Annotated in this window: 21 protein-coding genes, 1 tRNA gene and 1 pseudogene; 15 read left to right on the top strand and 8 right to left on the bottom strand. The window is 61.5% G+C overall.

The genetic code is table 11. The features are described 5' to 3' along the window. Positions 1–159 precede the first annotated feature (159 nt). Positions 160–828 (top strand): helix-turn-helix transcriptional regulator, encoded by a 669-nt coding sequence (locus X751_RS1000000164640; RefSeq protein WP_050594093.1) that lies wholly within the window; start codon positions 160–162, stop codon positions 826–828. A 100-nt stretch (positions 829–928) separates the two neighbouring features. On the opposite strand, the gene X751_RS162875 is transcribed toward X751_RS1000000164640, so the two are convergent. Then, positions 929–1441, bottom strand: a complete 513-nt coding sequence (locus X751_RS162875; RefSeq protein WP_023669368.1) for an outer membrane protein assembly factor BamE — start codon at positions 1439–1441, stop codon at positions 929–931. Positions 1442–1556: 115 nt separating this feature from the next. Between X751_RS162875 and X751_RS162880 the strand changes: the two genes are divergently transcribed. The 7 genes from X751_RS162880 (at position 1557) to X751_RS162910 (ending at position 6355) form a co-directional block, all read left to right on the top strand. Beyond that, positions 1557–2099: a ubiquinol-cytochrome C chaperone family protein gene (locus X751_RS162880; RefSeq protein WP_023743610.1), complete on the top strand. Its 543-nt coding sequence runs from the start codon at positions 1557–1559 to the stop codon at positions 2097–2099. Between the two features lie 15 nt (positions 2100–2114). Next, a complete protein-coding gene (locus tag X751_RS162885) occupies positions 2115–2663 on the top strand; it encodes a DUF177 domain-containing protein (RefSeq protein WP_023715400.1) in 549 nt (182 codons plus the stop codon). A 147-nt stretch (positions 2664–2810) separates the two neighbouring features. After that, positions 2811–3881 carry a phosphate acyltransferase PlsX gene (gene plsX / locus X751_RS162890; protein ID WP_023669372.1) on the top strand — a complete coding sequence of 357 codons (1071 nt, stop codon included), beginning with the start codon at positions 2811–2813 and terminating at the stop codon, positions 3879–3881. A gap of 9 nt (positions 3882–3890) precedes the next feature. Beyond that, on the top strand, positions 3891–4862 hold the full coding sequence (locus tag X751_RS162895; RefSeq protein WP_023743609.1) for a beta-ketoacyl-ACP synthase III: 972 nt from the start codon (positions 3891–3893) through the stop codon (positions 4860–4862). Positions 4863–4966: 104 nt separating this feature from the next. Continuing rightward, positions 4967–5290 (top strand): integration host factor subunit alpha, encoded by a 324-nt coding sequence (locus X751_RS162900; protein ID WP_006201891.1) that lies wholly within the window; start codon positions 4967–4969, stop codon positions 5288–5290. A gap of 134 nt (positions 5291–5424) precedes the next feature. After that, positions 5425–5967 (top strand): MerR family transcriptional regulator, encoded by a 543-nt coding sequence (locus X751_RS162905; protein ID WP_023669374.1) that lies wholly within the window; start codon positions 5425–5427, stop codon positions 5965–5967. A gap of 85 nt (positions 5968–6052) precedes the next feature. After that, the gene (locus X751_RS162910) at positions 6053–6355 is read left to right on the top strand and encodes a hypothetical protein (RefSeq protein WP_023669375.1); all 303 of its coding nucleotides are present in this window, start codon (positions 6053–6055) and stop codon (positions 6353–6355) included. Positions 6356–6428: 73 nt separating this feature from the next. Here X751_RS162910 and X751_RS162915 read toward each other — a convergent pair whose 3' ends face one another. Next, positions 6429–6698 (bottom strand): hypothetical protein, encoded by a 270-nt coding sequence (locus X751_RS162915; RefSeq protein ID WP_023669376.1) that lies wholly within the window; start codon positions 6696–6698, stop codon positions 6429–6431. 412 nt (positions 6699–7110) lie between these two features. Between X751_RS162915 and X751_RS162920 the strand changes: the two genes are divergently transcribed. Continuing rightward, positions 7111–7314 carry a hypothetical protein gene (locus tag X751_RS162920; RefSeq protein WP_023697438.1) on the top strand — a complete coding sequence of 68 codons (204 nt, stop codon included), beginning with the start codon at positions 7111–7113 and terminating at the stop codon, positions 7312–7314. Positions 7315–7547: 233 nt separating this feature from the next. Here the strand turns inward: X751_RS162920 and X751_RS1000000165055 are convergent, their stop codons facing one another. Together X751_RS1000000165055 and X751_RS162930 are read right to left on the bottom strand one after the other, a co-directional pair. Next, complete coding sequence (locus X751_RS1000000165055; protein ID WP_081726109.1) at positions 7548–7742, bottom strand: hypothetical protein; 195 nt, start codon at positions 7740–7742, stop codon at positions 7548–7550. Between the two features lie 161 nt (positions 7743–7903). Continuing rightward, positions 7904–8518: a hypothetical protein gene (locus X751_RS162930; RefSeq protein ID WP_023669379.1), complete on the bottom strand. Its 615-nt coding sequence runs from the start codon at positions 8516–8518 to the stop codon at positions 7904–7906. A gap of 296 nt (positions 8519–8814) precedes the next feature. On the opposite strand from X751_RS162930, the gene X751_RS162935 reads away from it, so the two are divergent. Then, complete coding sequence (locus X751_RS162935) at positions 8815–9096, top strand: helix-turn-helix transcriptional regulator (protein ID WP_023743607.1); 282 nt, start codon at positions 8815–8817, stop codon at positions 9094–9096. Between the two features lie 77 nt (positions 9097–9173). Here the strand turns inward: X751_RS162935 and X751_RS162940 are convergent, their stop codons facing one another. After that, a complete protein-coding gene (locus X751_RS162940) occupies positions 9174–9626 on the bottom strand; it encodes a cupin domain-containing protein (protein WP_023743606.1) in 453 nt (150 codons plus the stop codon). A 244-nt stretch (positions 9627–9870) separates the two neighbouring features. Between X751_RS162940 and X751_RS162945 the strand changes: the two genes are divergently transcribed. The 3 genes and pseudogenes from X751_RS162945 to X751_RS1000000168565 form a co-directional block, all read left to right on the top strand. After that, a complete protein-coding gene (locus tag X751_RS162945) occupies positions 9871–10329 on the top strand; it encodes a YbaK/EbsC family protein (RefSeq protein WP_023743605.1) in 459 nt (152 codons plus the stop codon). 94 nt (positions 10330–10423) lie between these two features. Continuing rightward, positions 10424–11212, top strand: coding sequence for a hypothetical protein (locus X751_RS162950; protein ID WP_023743604.1), 789 nt, complete (start codon positions 10424–10426; stop codon positions 11210–11212). 263 nt (positions 11213–11475) lie between these two features. Then, positions 11476–11772, top strand: a pseudogene (locus X751_RS1000000168565) (CatB-related O-acetyltransferase); the annotation flags it as partial. Between the two features lie 82 nt (positions 11773–11854). Here the strand turns inward: X751_RS1000000168565 and X751_RS162955 are convergent. Beyond that, positions 11855–11931 (bottom strand) — tRNA-Pro (locus X751_RS162955). A 145-nt stretch (positions 11932–12076) separates the two neighbouring features. Here X751_RS162955 and X751_RS1000000165045 point away from each other — a divergent pair. After that, the gene (locus X751_RS1000000165045) at positions 12077–13045 is read left to right on the top strand and encodes a glycosyltransferase (RefSeq protein ID WP_084569958.1); all 969 of its coding nucleotides are present in this window, start codon (positions 12077–12079) and stop codon (positions 13043–13045) included. 48 nt (positions 13046–13093) lie between these two features. Next, positions 13094–14077, top strand: coding sequence for a glycosyltransferase (locus X751_RS162970; RefSeq protein ID WP_023743602.1), 984 nt, complete (start codon positions 13094–13096; stop codon positions 14075–14077). A 37-nt stretch (positions 14078–14114) separates the two neighbouring features. Here the strand turns inward: X751_RS162970 and X751_RS162975 are convergent, their stop codons facing one another. Both X751_RS162975 and X751_RS162980 read right to left on the bottom strand, forming a co-directional pair. After that, a complete protein-coding gene (locus tag X751_RS162975; RefSeq protein ID WP_023743601.1) occupies positions 14115–15386 on the bottom strand; it encodes an O-antigen ligase family protein in 1272 nt (423 codons plus the stop codon). Beyond that, a complete protein-coding gene (locus X751_RS162980) occupies positions 15383–16918 on the bottom strand; it encodes an undecaprenyl-phosphate glucose phosphotransferase (RefSeq protein WP_023669388.1) in 1536 nt (511 codons plus the stop codon). The genes X751_RS162975 and X751_RS162980 overlap by 4 nt, the downstream gene beginning before the upstream one ends. Between the last annotated feature and the right edge of the window lie 55 nt (positions 16919–16973).

Below are 16973 nucleotides of genomic sequence, written 5' to 3'. Positions count from 1 at the left end.
AAAGCTCTCCGTCGACGCGACCATCCTGCGGCTACCGGGCGTCGGCATTGCCGATTCGAGGACCACCNTCAGACGTGTGCTCTTCCGATCTAGGCCAGCATCGAGGCCGGCCAGGCAATCCTTCTGTCCTCCTCTGATCCGCATGTGATCGAACGGGCGATGTCGCATCATCTCTTCATCACCATCCCCAAGGCAGCGCTCGGGCCCATGGCTGCGAATGCGGATGCTGCCCTGATGACGCCGATGTCATGCGTGGGCGAAAAGTTCTTGCTGCTGACCAGCTATGTCCGTCTGCTGATGCAGGAGCCGAACCTGGCCGCATCCGAATTGCGCTGGCTTGCCGCCAAGCACATACAGGACCTTGTCGCGGTCGTGGTTGGGGCAACGCAGGACGCCACCGAGGTCGCCGCAGGTCGCGGCATACGCGCCGCGCGGCTGCGCGCCATCAAAGCCGATATCGAAAGCAATCTGGCTTCCGGCGATGTCGGGTCCGACGCGCTGGCCGGGCGCCACCGCGTCAGCGCGCGCTATATCAGAAAGCTGTTCGAGGGTGAGGGTACCTCGCTGTCGCAGTTCGTGCTTGGCCGGCGGCTGGCGCTGGTTTGCAGCAAGCTATCCGACCTGCGCCTGGCACACCGCACCATCGGCGCCATCGCCTTCGACGCCGGCTTCGGCGATCTCTCGACCTTCAACCACGCCTTCCGCCGGCATTTCGGCATGACGCCTTCGGAAGCGCGGCAGAGTGCGGCTGTGCACCGCGCCTCGCTGGAGCCCGGCGGCCGAACAGGCCACGCGCGGCAAAGCGCGACGGGTGTTGCGGCCGCATGACCTCAAAACAAAAGCCCGCAGGATCGCTCCCGCGGGCTTTTGGTCGCCTGAGATGGTGTCGCTTCGGGGGAAGCAAAAATCTAAGGAAGGCGGTCGCTTCTTAGGCGCCGCCGCCAGGAATGGGGGGCGCCAGCTTGCTGGCGCCTTTGATGATCTGGCTGAGGAAGTTCTGGTCCTTGCCGCCGGTCGGCGTGGTGCGCGAGATGAAGTCGAAAATCTTACCGTCCTTCAGACCGTAATTGGCAATCTGGGTGACGCGCCCGTCCTCGCCAAAATAGACCGCGAGCACTTTCTGGTCGACCAGGCGCGGCTTGTCGAAAGCGACATAGCGCTTGCGCGTCTGCGAAATGTAATAGAACGCCTCATTGTCGAAGGTGGCTTTCGTCGATGGCGTGCCGAGCGCCAGAAGCACCTGTTCGCGGCTGGAGCCCACCGGCACCGAATCGACCGCCTGCTGGTCGATAACATAGCCCTGCGTCAGCGTCTCGCTAGGGTTAAGGTCGCCGAACATCTTGGACGAATTGCAGCCCGACAGCGCGGAAGCCACCAGCACCAGCGAAACCGCGGCGGTGGCCCCAGGCAGAAAAGTCGACTTGAATTTCAGCGCGCGCAACAACAACTCCATTAGCTGGCCGCAACTTGCGCTGGGCGGCAAAACCGGTAAACCAGCTTGCTTGCCGATGCAACAAGGCCCATTCAAACAATCGGTCCCCAGGAGACCACCCTCAATGTTCCAGCGCCTTTTTGGCCGCGAACGCAACGCCAACCGCGCTATCACCGAGGCGCTTTACGCACAAATCGTGGCGGCGGCGCGGCAGACCGTGTTTTATTCCCACTGGAATGTGCCGGATACGCCGCTCGGCCGTTTCGAGATGCTGTCGCTGCACATGTTCCTGTTTCAGCACCGGCTCCGCGGCGAAGAGGGCGTCGCGCATGAGGTCGCGCAGGTGCTGATCGACGAGTTCTTTCTCGATGTCGAGCATTCGCTGCGGGAACTGGGCGTTGGCGATGTCGGCGTGCCCAAGCGCATGAAGAGGCTGGCCAAAATGTTCTACGGCCGTACCGCCGCCTATGCCGACGCGCTGGAACGCAGCGACCGCGACGCGCTTGCTGCCGCCCTGGCGCGCAATGTCAGACCCGATGCCGGCGCCTGGCCGCAAGCCTTGCCGCTGGCGTCCTATGTAATCGATGCCGCAAGGCAGCTTGAAGCACAGCCGTCCGAATCGATCGTTTCCGGTGCCGTGGCGTTTCCCGTCGCGAAAGCGGAGTGAGGAGGGGAGACCAAGATGAAACATGTGGACACGCCTAGCCCGGTCTCATTTGCGGCCAATGTCGGCCGCCTGCCGCACAAAGGTTTGCAGGTGGTGATCGATGCCGACGCCGCGCAGCGCGCAATGCTTGCGCGCGAGCACGAGCTGCTTTCGGTCGAAAACTACCGTGCTGAGCTTTTGGTGGCGCCGTGGAAGCGCAATGGCGTCAAGGTCAGCGGCCGCGTCGAGGCTGATATCACCCAGGCCTGCATCGTCACCCTTGAGCCGGTCGCGGCCCATATCGACGAAGAGGTCGAGGCGCTGTTCCTGCCCGAACAATCCAAACTCGGACGGCAAGGTTTCGAAGGCGGTGGCGAAATCCTGCTCGACGCCGAAGGGCCGGACAGCCCGGAAACTTTCTCCGGCGACACGATCGACGTCGGCGCGCTCGCCGAACAGTTCTTCGGGCTGGCGATCGATCCCTATCCGCGCAAGGCAGGCGCCTCGCTCGATGCCGCCGGCCCGAACGAGCCCGTCGAGAATGAATTCCAGCAAAAGCTGCGATCCTTGCTTGGAAAATCCTAAAACACGAAGCGATCGGAGAAAAGCCGGTTGTGCGGCAGCCCAAAACCGCTATTTTCGCCGAACCTTCGCGAGCCCCTGAATTTCGCGAGTTTCGTATTTCTTTCGCGGGCCATGTGCCCTGGCCCAAGCTAGTGAGATAAAGACCGCGTGATCAGGATTTCCATCGATGCCATGGGTGGCGATCACGGGCCAAACGTGGTCATCCCGGCACTCATGACGGTCGCCGTCAGGCGTCCCGACATCCGCTTCGTCATATATGGGCGCGAGGAATTGGTGCGCCCCGAACTCGCCAAATTCCCCAAACTGGCCGAGGTCAGCGAGTTCCACCATTGTGAAGTCGCGGTCAGGATGGACGACAAGCCGAGCCAGGCGCTGCGCCACGGCCGCTGGAAGTCGTCGATGTGGAAGGCTGTCGAAGCAGTCAAGAGTGGCAGCGCGCAGGCCTGCATTTCGGCCGGCAATACCGGCGCGCTGATGGCGATGTCGAAATTCTGCCTGCGCACGATGGCGACCATCGACCGTCCGGCGATCGCGGCGATCTGGCCCACGATGCGCGGCGAGAGCGTGGTGCTGGATGTCGGCGCCACCATCGGCGCCGATGCGCACCAGCTGATCGACTTTGCCATTCTCGGCACCGGCATGGCGCGCTCGGTGTTCGGCATCGACCGGCCGAAAGTCGGCCTGCTCAATGTCGGCGTCGAGGAGATCAAGGGACAGGAAGAGGTCAAGGAAGCCGGGCGCATGCTGCGCGAGGCCAACATGGCCTCGATGAATTATCATGGCTTCGTCGAGGGTGACGACATCGGCAAGGGCACGGTCGACGTGGTCGTCACCGAGGGCTTTGCCGGCAACATCGCGCTCAAGACGGCAGAAGGCACTGTGCGCCAGATCTCAGGCTATCTGCGCGCCGCGATGAACCGCACGCTGATGGCCAGGATCGGCTATGTCTTCGCCAAGGGCGCTTTCGACCGCCTGCGCGAAAAGCTCGATCCAGGCCGCTCCAATGGCGGTGTTTTCCTGGGTCTGAACGGCATCGTGGTAAAGAGCCATGGCGGCGCCGATTCGGACGGTTTCGCGGCGGCCATCGAGCTTGGCTACGACATGGTGCGCAACAATCTGATCGACCGCATCGAGGCCGATCTCGACCTGTTCCATGCGCGCAACCCGCATGCCCAGGCAAACAGGAAATCCGACGCCACCGTCGACGAAAAGGAATAGGAAAGAGCTTTGATCAGATCAGTCGTGCGCGGCACCGGTGCTGCGCTGCCCCGCCGCATCATGAAGAATGCCGATTTCGAAGGCATGGTCGAGACCTCGGACGAGTGGATCGCCCAGCGCACCGGCATCCGCCAGCGCCATATCGCCGCCGATGACGAGACGACGGCATCCCTGGGCGAGGCGGCGGCGCGCGCAGCGCTCGACAATGCTGGTCTTTCGCCTGACGACATCGACCTGATCGTGCTGGCGACCTCGACGCCCAACAACACCTTTCCGGCAACCGCCGTCGAGATCCAGAACCGGCTCGGCATGCATCACGGCTTTGCCTTCGACCTGCAGGCGGTGTGCTCGGGCTTCGTCTATGCGGTGACCACCGCCGACCTCTACATCAGAGGCGGCCTCGCCAAGCGCGTGCTGGTGATCGGCGCGGAGACCTTTTCGCGCATCCTCGACTGGAGCGACCGCTCGACCTGCGTGTTGTTCGGCGACGGCGCCGGCGCGCTGGTGCTGGAAGCGGATGAGGGCACCGGCGGCATTGCCGACCGTGGCGTGCTGGCGATGAGCCTGCGCTCCGACGGCGCCCACAAGGACAAGCTTTTCGTCGATGGCGGTCCCTCGACCACCGGCACGGTCGGCCATCTCAGGATGGAAGGCCGCGAGGTGTTCAAGCACGCCGTCGGCATGATCACCGACGTTATCGAGGCGACGTTTTCGCAGGCCGGCATAACCGCCGACGACCTCGACTGGTTCGTGCCGCATCAGGCCAATAAACGCATTATTGACGCTTCGGCCAAGAAGCTCGGGATTGCTGAGCAAAAGGTGGTGGTCACCGTCGATTTGCACGGTAACACCTCGGCTGCTTCCGTGCCGCTGGCGCTTTCGGTGGCTGTCGCCGACGGTCGCATCAAGAAGGGTGATCTCGTGCTCCTGGAAGCGATGGGCGGCGGCTTCACCTGGGGCGCGGTTCTCGTTCGCTGGTAAGTGCCGAACGGTCCGGTTTCGGTCCTTGACCTTGCCGGATCAATTACTTAGGCTCTGCCTTTACCTGTATCGATTTATGTTTTTTGAACTGATGGGACGGTCGCATGGGGGGAAAGACACTTACGCGCGCCGACCTTGCCGAAGCTGTTTACCGTAAGGTCGGCTTGTCACGCACTGAATCGGCAGAACTCGTCGAAGCGGTGCTGGACGAAATCTGTGAAGCCATCGTACGCGGCGAGACGGTGAAGCTGTCGTCCTTCGCCACCTTCCACGTCCGTTCCAAGAACGAACGCATCGGCCGCAATCCCAAGACCGGCGAGGAAGTGCCGATCCTGCCGCGCCGGGTGATGACCTTCAAGTCGTCGAACGTGCTGAAAAGCCGTATCCTGCGCTCGCACCAGAACAGCAAGGCCAAGGGCGGCAAATAGGTTCTGCCGCAGGCTTCGGTTGAAAACGCCGGGCCGTTTTGACGCCGGGCTTGAATATTGTTTCATAAACCGCTGAAATGATACCCGATTCGGCAGACTGGGCCGGATCGCCGTCCAGCGTGAGGATTTCGCCCATGGACAAGAGCCCCGACGCTTTCCGCACCATCAGCGAGGTCGCGGAGGATCTCGATCTGCCGCAGCACGTGCTGCGCTTCTGGGAAACCCGTTTCAACCAGATCAAGCCGATGAAGCGCGGCGGCGGCCGCCGCTACTACCGGCCACAGGATGTCGAACTGATCAAGGGCATCCGCCACATGCTCTACGACCAGGGTTACACGATCAAGGGCGTGCAGAAACTGCTGCGCGAGAACGGCAACCATTTCCTGGTCGCCATCGGCAATGGCGACATGGCTGCCGTCGAAGCGATCTCGCAGCGCAGGCAGGCCGATCAGGTGCCGCTGACGCCAGCCGCCCAGCCGCGCGGCATGGATGACGAGATGCTGGTCGGTCAGCCCAAGGTAAAACCCAGCCGCCGCTTTTTCGGCCTGGGCAAGACCGAGGAGGAAGGTCCGGTCCAGCCCGGCGCATCGAAACTGTCGCGCGACAACCGGGCCTTGCTGCAGGAGGCGCTGTTTGACCTCCTGGAGTGCAAGCGCCTGCTCGACCAGGTGCGCTAACCTTTCCGCTGCCCTCGGGCAAGCAGACCGGAACCGGTTCTGCGGCCATGCGTTTGGCCTTCTCTCAAAAGAAGGAAAAACAATCATGGTATCGCTTTCGACCCTCTCCGATCTCGATCTCGAAAAGCAGGTCGCGACCCTTTCCAAAGAGCTCGCCGCGTTGCGCAAAGTCGTGGCCAAACGCGGCGGTGCTTACTACGAGGACGGGCGCGATGCCGCTTCGGACTATTATGGGCAGCTTGCCGACCTTGTCAGCGATGCGCTGCCGGCGATCAGGAAGCAGGGCAGGGCGATCGAAAAGACGGCGCGCGATCGTCCGGCAACAGCCGCTGCTGTTGGGTTGGTCGTGGTCGGCCTTCTCGCCAGCTTGTTGCTCAGCCGGCGCTAAAACAATTCACGAAAACAAAAAGAAAATGGCGGCCGTCCCGCGGACGACCGCCATTTCCCTGATCTGCGGCCGATTACTTGGCGAGCTTGATCTTGGCCTGCGGCGAAACCTGCGCGGTCTGGCTGCACTTGCCATAGACAGTGCCATTCTTGTCCGTGGCGTCCGTATAGGTGCCTTTGCACTCGATCGAGAGCACCAGGCAATGACCGGAGCCCTTGCAAACCGCGCCGCCGTCGCCCGTGGGATGCGTGCCGTTGGCGAAAGCCGAGGTCGGAACGGAAGCCGAACCGAAGGCCGAGACGATGAGGGCCGCGGCGAGCGTGATGCGCTTGAAGTTGGTCATTTGAGCATTTCCTTCTCTGGATCGAGGATCGCCACCATGGCGTCCTTCTGTGTTGGGATCGCCTTCTCGGCGTCCATGCCGGTTAGTGCGGCCTCCAAAGCAAAGGTTCATGCGTGGTTCGAATTTTCTTCGCCTTTTTTTGCGACGTCGATTTTTAGCCTTCGCCAACGGACGGCGCCTGGCGGGGCGGGCATCGATCATGCATTTCGCGTGAAGGGCGCTGACGTAGCAGCGCGGCATCCCATGCGAAGGTCACACGGTGGCGTGCCCAAATGGCCAGCCAAGACCGAGTCCGCCCCCGGCTCTTGTCAGGTGGCGGCAGCAGTCATTGCCGCCACTTGGCACCGCGCTTTCTGCCACTCCCGGCTGCGACTATAACGCCAGTCCAAAGGTACCGGCGGAGGAGACGGGCGTGGTCGCTAATTACATCGACGAGTTCATCATGTTCTGCGCTGGGTTGTGGATGACAGGCGTTGGTTTTGGGCTGCTCCAAAGTCCTTTTCAGGCCCAGCAAGGTCAGCAGCCATGGTGGCTGCAGGTCGCGAAGCATTTCAAATGGATGGGGCCGCTTTTGATTTTGATCGCAATAGTGCTCGCGTTCGCGGCGCCGTCCTAGCGGGTTCCGACGGCATTGAGAGACCCGGGGTGTCCTGCAGCTGGCTACCGCTGTGTTGTCGGCCTTGCGCCTGATACGTTCGTTGGGTGCGCTGTGGTTGCTCGCATTCTGGCGCATGGGCGCCATCGAATCCTGCCTTCAGCTTTTCCACGTGTCGCCTGGCAAAAACCAACGGGAAGGCGGCCTTGACGAGGACTCCAGGGCCAGCCTTCCCGTTGGGCAAGTCGGCCGTGTCAGGCCTTCTTGGCCTCCACCTTGTGGTGGTGGCGGTGGTGATGGGGATGGCGGTGATGCTTGTTGTGATGATGATGATGGTGGTGATGCTTCTTGTGCAGCGGTGCTGCGTCGGCGCTGCTGGCGCCGATGAGGGGCAGAGAGACAGCCAAGGCAAAAGCCAGCCCGAGAGCCGACAGGAGGGACTTCTTCATGACTTCGTTTCCTTTTCTGCGCGGGCTGAATTTGGCCGTCACCGAGCAAGATCGGTGCCGGTGAACCCCGCAGTCATGACTATCGCCTCCGAACTTTTCGACAGTTTTTCCGGACTGTAGAATTTTGTTTCTGGATTGTGTCTGGCGGCTTCGTCGGCAACCTACATCGGCGGAATGACGCCGTTGGTGCCGACAACGACCCGGCCCGCGGTCAGCTTGCCGTCGCTGCCGCGCTCGGCGTTGACGAACACCACAGCGCCAGGCTTGAGGTCGGCGGGCGTCGCCGGCGCGAAGGTCACCACCGGCGTCGTCTGCGGGATCGCGATCTGCTTTTTCTGGCCATTGTCGTAGGTCAGCGTCACCGTGCGACCTGCAATCTCGGTGACATCGGCGACCGTGCCGTTGGTCATCCGGCTGTTGGGCTCGAGATCCCACGGGCGGTCGCCTTCGCCGGCGCCCTTCAGCGCGGCCGGGAAGATCACCACCTCAAGCGCGCCGCTGCCGCCATCGGCCTTCGAAACAGAGGCAATGCCGAGGAAATCGCCTTGCTTGATATCCCCGGCATCCGCCTTGGCGACGCCGGAAATCTTCCACCCTTCAGCCAGCGCGATGGCGTCGGTAGCGCCTTCGCGGGTCTTCACCGTCAGCGTCGCTCCGGCAAAGGCGGTCACCGTGCCGCGAATGCGCACGGCCTCGGCGGCTTGCGCCGCGACCATGCTCGCGCCAGCGAGGCCTGAAATCGTGGCGAGCACGATGGCCGATGTCTTGAATGTCATGGATCTGATCCTCTTGGGAAAAGCTGGCCCGATGCGGCTGCCAGCAACATCAGGCTAACGCGCGAGCGGCGCAAAACCGCTGAACACTTCGGCGTGCGGCCCTTCAAAAGAACTTGATTGGGAGATCGGGGCAGAGATCCTATATGTGCCCTGGCGCCTGCGGTTTTGACGCCGGTTCACGATGCTGTGACGGTCGGTTTGGGCCTTGGCAAATCGCCGTCAAGCGGGCATTGTCCCGGCTCTCAGGCAACACCCTATCATTTGATCCAAAACTCTTTAGCCCCATGGAGTTGCCAATGCCCGAAACTGCAAAACACGAACCCTTCTCCAGGCTGGCGGCCGACGTTGCGCTCGAGCACTCCGGCCTCAAAGCCATCCGGGAGACAAAGGGATACAGTATTGAAGAGCTTTCCCTGACCTGCGGTCTGTCGACCAGCGAGATTGCCGACATAGAGAGCGGCAAGGACACCGATCCGACGAAACTTCGCCGGATCGCCGCAGCATTGCAATTGCCGGAAACGGCCCTGATCGATGCCCCGGCGCCCACGGCGCCTGTGGAAAACCGGTCCGTTTCATAAACAACGGCCGAGCGTCGTTCAACAAGCCCGCCATGGTTTGCCCTGGCGGGCTTGTTGCATTCGCCCAACGGCGAATGTCACTTCTTGCTCGGATCGTCCGCCGGGTTGACGTAGGTGATCGCGAACGGCCCCTCGCCATGAACCTGGACGATCGTAGCGCTTGTCGTCCAGGCGTAATGGTTCATTCCCTGTGGGGCTACGCCGAAGCCGCCGGCGGTCAGTTCGATGCCCTTGGTCTCGTCGAGCTTGTCGCCCATGCCGATATGAAAATTGCCGGAAATCACCGTCACATATTCCGAGGTGGGATGGTTGTGCGCGGCAATCCTGTAGCCGGCCGGCAGCTTCAACCGCAGCACGTAGATGCCATCCGTCGAGGGGTCCCCGGCGATGACAGCCATGTCCGCGCCGGCGGGCAGCACAGCAGGAGCAGGGCCCCATTTGATGGCGTCCGCGTTTATCGGCATGTCGTCGGCAAGCAGCGGCGCCGTCCCGATAAGCAGCAGCGCCAGAGCCGAGGCGAGCTTGAGCATGATGATCTCTCCGGTTGGTCGTGGGAGCACAGCATCAGCGCCGGCCCTGATCTATTGCGACCTACCAAGGCAGCAGCCCGAACACATCTCCCGCACGGGGGATGCGCCTTGCGTTGCTGACATGCGGCGCGACCCGCCTGGCCTGGTATCGCTGCAGCCGTCGAGGGGCGGGGAGGTTGCCGCCGACCGAGCGTGAAGCTATCCAGTGTGAACGCTAACCGTTTTCGAATGGGACAATGCCGAGATGAGCCTTGAATCCGTGCGCGCCTTCCTGGCTGCCCATGCGCCCGATGTCGAAGTGCTCGTCACCGAAGCGAGTTCCGCGACGGTGGCGCTGGCGGCTGAGGCGCATGGCGTGGAGCCGGCGCAGATCGCCAAGACCATCTGCCTGCGCGTCGGCGGTGAGACCATGCTGATCGTGGCCGGCGGCATGTCGAGGCTCGACAACCGCAAATTCAAGGACCGTTTCGGCGGCAAGCCGCGCATGCTTGACGCCGACGAGGTTGTCGCGATTACCAGCCATCCCGTCGGCGGCGTCTGCCCATTCGGCCTGCCGGCGCCGCTGCCGGTCTATTGCGACGTCTCGCTGCGCGCCTTCGATGAAGTCGTGCCCGCGGCCGGCGCTACCAACGCCGCGGTGCGGCTGAGCCCTGAGCGCATGGCACAGATTGTCGATGCCGAATGGGTCGATGTGTGCCAGTAGTAATCGTCGGCTGATTTCAGCAGGAGATTTCTGGGAGCAAAACGACTGCGAGCGCAGCTAGTAGAAGATTGAACGACCCATTATACGTGGCGGAATGAACGACGTTTTTGGTTACATCGCCTATGGTGAGAACGAGCTTTACCATCGCGGCGCGCTACTCAGCGCCCTCAAGCTTTTGCACCATTGCCCGACCGCCAGAATAGTCGTCGCAACGGACAGGACTGACCTATTTCGCGCTTATCCTGTTGAGACAATGCTCATAACGGCCGAACAGAAAGACCAGTGGTCTTTCGGCGGAAGCTACCATTTCGGTATCAAGGCCGGGGCTATGCGTGAGCTTTTGCAGCGAGCAGATCGGCTCCTTTTCATGGACACCGACATGTACCCGGTGGGTGACCCGTCGAAGGGCTTCCGCTCGATCTCTGCGACCCATTCCACTATGCGCCTGTGCGAAGGGCCGCATCGCATCTATCAGAACGCGCTGCCGGGCAAGAACATCAGCGTCGGCGGCCAGGTCCTGACCGGCCAGGAACCGATGTGGAACAGCGGCATCGTCGGGATCCACCGGGACAACCTCACAGCCATGGTGGACGCCTTCGCCGCTATCAAGGCCGTTCATAAGGTGACCGACACTTGGGCGCCCGAGCAGTTCTGCCTCGGGGTAGCCCTTTCTCAAAACGGCCGAACCATAAGCCCTCATAGCCTGCCGATCCGACACTACAATACCCGAGGCAAAAAGCAGTTCGCTGAGCCGCGTGTTCATGCGTTCTTTAACGCGCACGGCATGGCGCCAGTCGGCCAGCAGGTTGCAAAGGCCAGTCGATATCGTCTATGGCGGACTCCCGCGGATCTCTTGCTCCAGAAGCTTAAGAGGTCACCGTGACGGGCTGGCTGCGCATGAGGAATCTGTTTCGATCCAAGCTGCCCCCAAGCGTGACCGTTGGACGTCACACCTATGGGGTGAGCCGGAAGAAGGTGCTTGGAGCGTCTGCCGCCACTCCGTTGGCCCTTGGGGCGTTCTGTTCGGTCGCCGGCAACGTGAGCTTTGAATGTTCCGGGGGAAGCCACGTGCCTTGGGCTGCAACCACTTTTCCGATCCACAGCCGCATGATGAACGCGACCGATCTCAATTCGCACGGCGGCAAACCCGTCGGCATTACCATCGCCAATGATGTCTGGATCGGCCGCCAAGCGCTGATCATGCCAGGCGTCCACATCGCGGATGGCGCTATTGTTGCGGCCGGCGCCATTGTCACCAGGGATGTGCCGCCATACGCGATCGTCGGCGGGGTCCCGGCCAAGCTTATCCGGTATCGCTTTTCACAGGATGTTATTGCGAAATTGCTGGCGATCCGGTGGTGGGAATGGAGCGACGAGAAGATCAAGCAGGAGGCTGCTTTTCTCACAGGTCCCATCGAACTCTTTATCGAGCGGCACGCCTAGCATGACGGCTTAAGAATGCATCTTGTTTGCGGGAAGTCGAAAAGACGGTAACCACCTTGGGGGAAGCGGCCAACTATTTGTTTGGTCGGAGTGGCCGGATTCGAACCGACGACCCCTTGACCCCCAGTCAAGTGCGCTACCGGGCTGCGCTACACTCCGGACCGCGCAAAGCCATATATTTTCAAGGGGTATGGTGCAAGCGTTAAAACGGCGCGTTGGACCGGAAAAGTCGCGAGGCATCCGGCCTTGTCGGCGCAACGCCAAGACGGTATGGCTTGCCCAATACCGATAAGAAGGATTGCGCGTGGCAAATTCCTGTTTTTTTCTAGCGGCCGACGCCAACTATTTCCCATATGCATGCTTGGCGGCGCGCAGAATTCTGGACGTTTCGGGAGACGCAACGCCAGGCTTCATCCTGCATTTCGGCGCACGCGATGCCGATATGCGTGTTGCTGAACGCCTGCTGAAGAATCGCCTTCGCATAATGGACGTGTCGGCGTTGTTTGCGCAGGCCGGTCATACTTTCCGGCCAAGCAATGTCGGCACTTTTGTTCGGCTTTTCGCCGACCAACTGCCTCAGTTCGCGGACTATGACCGCATCGCCCATGTTGATTGTGATGTCCTCTTCAATCGGGATATAGGTGACCTGTTGGGCCAGACACTTCATGCCCCATTGTTGGCCGCCCATGACGATTATATGTACTTCCGCCCGGGCTACCGGCACAAATTGTCGATGCAGCCGGGAGCGCCTTACTTCAATGCCGGCATCATCGTCTTCAACATGCCGCTGGTGCGTGAACAGGGACTTTTGCACCGCGCCAGAGATGTCGCCGTTGCCGGGCAGATGAACGATCAGAACGCGCTGAACATCGTCTTCGAGGGCAAGTGGCAGACGATGCATCCGAACTGGAATTTGATGTCCAACGATACGAAGGAATTTCGGTTCGCCCAAGCCTATGCCCGGCATTTCGCCGGCGGCAAGCCGTGGGGGAGCCAGGTCGACGTGGAACTTGAGGCGCTTGCCGTCTGGCGCGGTCTGGCAAGGGATACGCCCTGGCTCCAGCCCTTCCGGCAGCGCATTCCCTTCGAGCGAGGCGTCATGAGGCGATTCGCTCGCAGGTTCGACGGCATCATGGGGATGTTGCCTGACAAGGATCGGTATCGGCGGCGGGCAAGGTATGATGGGAGCAAGGTGCATAGGATATATGCCGAGCATGCCCTTGCCGGTGCGATGGCCGTGCAATTTCCTGAAATACTCGGCGGCTTCGCTTGAGACATTCGCGACTTTGATCCGTAAGGCGCAGGGCAGGAGAATTAGACTGTGTCGCAAAAGCCATGCTTCTTTTTCGCCGCCGATCAAAGGTATTTTCCGTACACCTGCTTGGCGGCGCGCCGTGTGTTGGATTTGTCCGGCGCCGTCGACGGCTTTATTTTGCACACCGGCGTCATTCCCGGTGACGACCGGTCTGCCGGTGAGCGTTTGCTCGATGGGAGGATCGGCATCATCGACGTGACGAAATTCATGGAGGCGACGAACTTCAACCGTGGAACGCATCCCACCCTTGCGACCTACATCAGGCTGTTTGCCGATCAATTGCCTGAATTCGAGCCATACGACCGCATCGCCTATTCAGACGCCGACGTGCTTTTCAACCGATCGATAGCCGATCTCTGCAGCACCCCGCTCAATGCACCGTTGCTGGCCGCTCACGACGAGCAGAGTTACTTCGATGCAAAGTACAGGCAACATCTGCCGATGCAGCCTGGAGCGCCGAAATTCAACGCCGGCGTTCTTCTCTTCAACATGCCCCTGCTCAGGGCTGAGGGGCTTCTGGAGCGCACGCGGCAGCTGGCGTCCGAGCATGTCTACGGAATGGATCAGGGCGCATTGAACGTGGCCTTCGAAGGCCGATGGCAGACGATGCACCCGTTCTGGAACGTGATGACCAACTACAGCAGCCAGCTCCCTTTCAGCAGGTGCTATGCGCGGCACTTCGCGTGGGGCAAACCTTGGGAGCCTCGGCCAGTCGGTGTCGAGGTCGACGCCATGGCTGTCTATCGCGACCTGGCGAAAGGCACCCCCTGGGCCGGACGCTTCAGCCGCAGCTGGCCGGTCAAGAGAGGGTTGATGAAGAATTTTGGCCGCAAGTTCGATGCCATCAGCGGCATCTTGTTGAACGACGAGAAGCGCAAACGCAGGGCGCGGTTCGACGCCGAAAAGGTCAGCGCCATCTTTGCCGATCACGCCAACAAATCGATGCTGGCAGTGCGGTATCCCGAGCGGGTGACCGGTATCGCGAGATAGAAGAAATCGTCGGTCGCAATTCGTTCCGAAGGCGAAGTCATCCGAACTCGGCGGCTTTCCCATCGGTTCGGATTGCAGCCACCGCCCGCAACCCGCGCTGATGCCTGTATTCCAGCGCGATCGCGCCCCAGATCAGGCCGAGCAGCAGGTAGACATGGCGCCAGTGGTCGATGTCGATGAAGGTGCCGAGCCCGATATTGCCGATGAAAGCGACGTAGGCGCAGAGCAGATAGGGCTGCCATGGCCGGTCGCGCAAAAGGATGCGGAAGCCGGCGGCGATCGTCCACAGCGTCAGCGACAGGAACGAGACGAAGCCGAGCCAGCCATAATCCATCAACGTCTTCAGCCAGATGTCGTGCGTGTCTTCGCCAAAAATGGTGCCGAACACCAGCGGGCCGATGCCGAGCGGATATTCGAGCGCCATCTCGAAGCCGATCGTGTAGCGGGCGAAGCGGCCAAGGCGCGCCGTGTCGTAGCTCTGTTCCAGCTGGGCGCGGCTGGAAAACATCTCGCCGACGCCGGGCAGCTGCAGAATGACGATCATGGCGACCACCAGCAGGGTGACGGCGGCAATGGTCATGATGATGACGCGCAGCCGGAACTTGCCGCTGTTGCTTTGCAGGAACAGGGCGCCGGTGAGCAGGATGGCCGAGACGGCGAACATGCCCCAGGCGCCGCGCGAGAACGAAAAGAAGATGCCCGCGGTGATGATCAGCAGCGGCACCGCCAGAAGCGGCATGCGCGCGATTGAGCCGGTCAACAGCAGATAGAGCAGATAGATGCCGGGCAGCACCAGGAACGGCCCGAACACGTTCGGATCCTGGAAGGCGCCCTGGGCGCGGTCGTATCTGGTGAAGATTTCAGCGCCCGGGAAAGCGTGGAAATAGCCGGCAATGCCGAGCAGCGAGGTCACCACCGCGGAGACGACATAGGCGATGAAGATCAGCCGGTAGAGGCCGGGCTGCACCGCCGTCACCGACGAGAAGAACACCGCGGTGAACGCGAGAAACAGCGAGACGGCGAGATAGAGCGGTGTGTTGGCGAGATCGGCCATCTGCGTCATGGCAATCATGCCGCCGATGTTCATCGTGATCAGCAGCACGAGCAGCGGCACGGCGGCGCGCGATATGCGCAGGCCAAACAGCACCCACACCCCGATCAGCCCGAGCATGAAAAGATCGTAGGGCGCCGGTTCGTCGATGACGAAGCCTGACAGGAAGACGCCGAAAAACACCGCGCCGGAGGATATCAGCCCGATCAGCTTGGCATTGACCGCAGCCTGCGGCACATCATGGGAAATCGCGCTCAATAGGCGTTTTCCGTGTTGAGCAGCCGCAGCGGCGTCATGAGCAGGATGCGCAGATCGAACAGCATCGACCAGTTCTCGATGTAATAGAGGTCGTATTCCGTGCGCATGCGGATCTTCTCATTGGTGTCCATCTCGCCGCGCCAGCCATTGATCTGCGCCCAGCCGGTAACGCCGGGCTTGACCTTGTGGCGGGCGAAATAGCCGTCGACCACCTCATTGTAGAGAAGGTTGTGCGACTGCGCGGCAATCGCATGCGGGCGCGGACCGACCAGTGACAGCGTGCCGAACAGCGAGTTGAAGAACTGCGGCAGCTCGTCGATCGAGCTCTTGCGGATGAAGCGGCCGACGCGGGTGACGCGCGGATCGTTCTTGGTCACCGTCTGCTTGGCGGTCGGGTCGGAGCGGTCGGTATACATGGAGCGGAATTTGTAGACTTCGACGATCTCATTGTTGAAGCCGTGCCGCTTCTGCTTGAACAGCACCGGACCCTTGCTGTCGAGCTTGATGGCGATGGCAGTCGCCAGCATCACCGGTGAAAACAGGATGATGCCGATCAGCGAGAAGACGATGTCGAAGGCGCGCTTGGCGACCGAATCCCAGTCGTTGATCGGCCTGTCGAAGATGTCGAGCATCGGCACCGAGCCGATGTAGGAATAGGCGCGCGGGCGAAACTGCAGCGCGTTGGAATGCGCCGAGAGCCGGATGTCGACCGGCAGCACCCACAGCTTCTTCAGCAGTTGCAGCACGCGCGTTTCGGCAGTCAGCGGCAGCGACACGATCAGCATGTCGATGCGCGCGATGCGGGCGAATTCCATCAGCTCCGAAATGGTGCCGAGCTTGGGATAGCCGGCCACGATCGGCGGCGAGCGCTTGTCGCCGCGGTCATCGAAGATGCCGCAGATACGGATGTCGTTGTCTGGCTGCTTCTCGACCGAGCGGATCAGCATCTCGGCCGCCTTGCCGCCGCCGACGATGACAGCGCGGCGTTCCATGCGGCCGTTGCGCGCCCAGCGCCGGATCAGCTTCGACATCACCAGCCTGAGGCCGAACAGCAGAAGCAGGCCGACGACAAACCAGGTGCCGAACAGCAGACGCGAATAATCCTCCGACATTTTCATGATGAAGGCCGTCAGCGCCATCAGCGCGAAGGTGCCGGCCCAGACCATCAGCACGCGGCCGAGATTGGAGATCGGTCGCATCAAGGCGGAGATCTGGTAGCAATCGCTGACGTCGAGCAGCACCACGGCCACGAATGACGCCGCGGCAATGGTCAGCGGATATTGCCAGGCGAGATAGTTGAAGAAGCCGACAAAGTGGAAGTAGAGCGCGAGCCCCGACAGGAACAGCAAGCCGAATTCGCCGATGCGCAATACGCCGCTGACCATGACCGGCGACATCGTATCGCGCCGGTATTGCGAGGCGACCTGGCGGGCAACACTGTTCATGCCGCCGGGCGTGGGGCTCTCGGCAGGACTGTCGAATTTGCGCACCGCATCGGCCGAAAAGCGGCGCGTGGGGTCGGTCTCGTTCATCGGGTTTCCCACAAGCTTCCGCGATGACGATAGCAGAAAGAGAGCTAAAAAAACC

Source organism: Mesorhizobium sp. LNJC394B00 (genome assembly GCF_000502555.1).
Taxonomy (GTDB): Bacteria; Pseudomonadota; Alphaproteobacteria; order Rhizobiales; family Rhizobiaceae; genus Mesorhizobium.
This window is presented reverse-complemented; position numbering and strand designations above follow the sequence as displayed.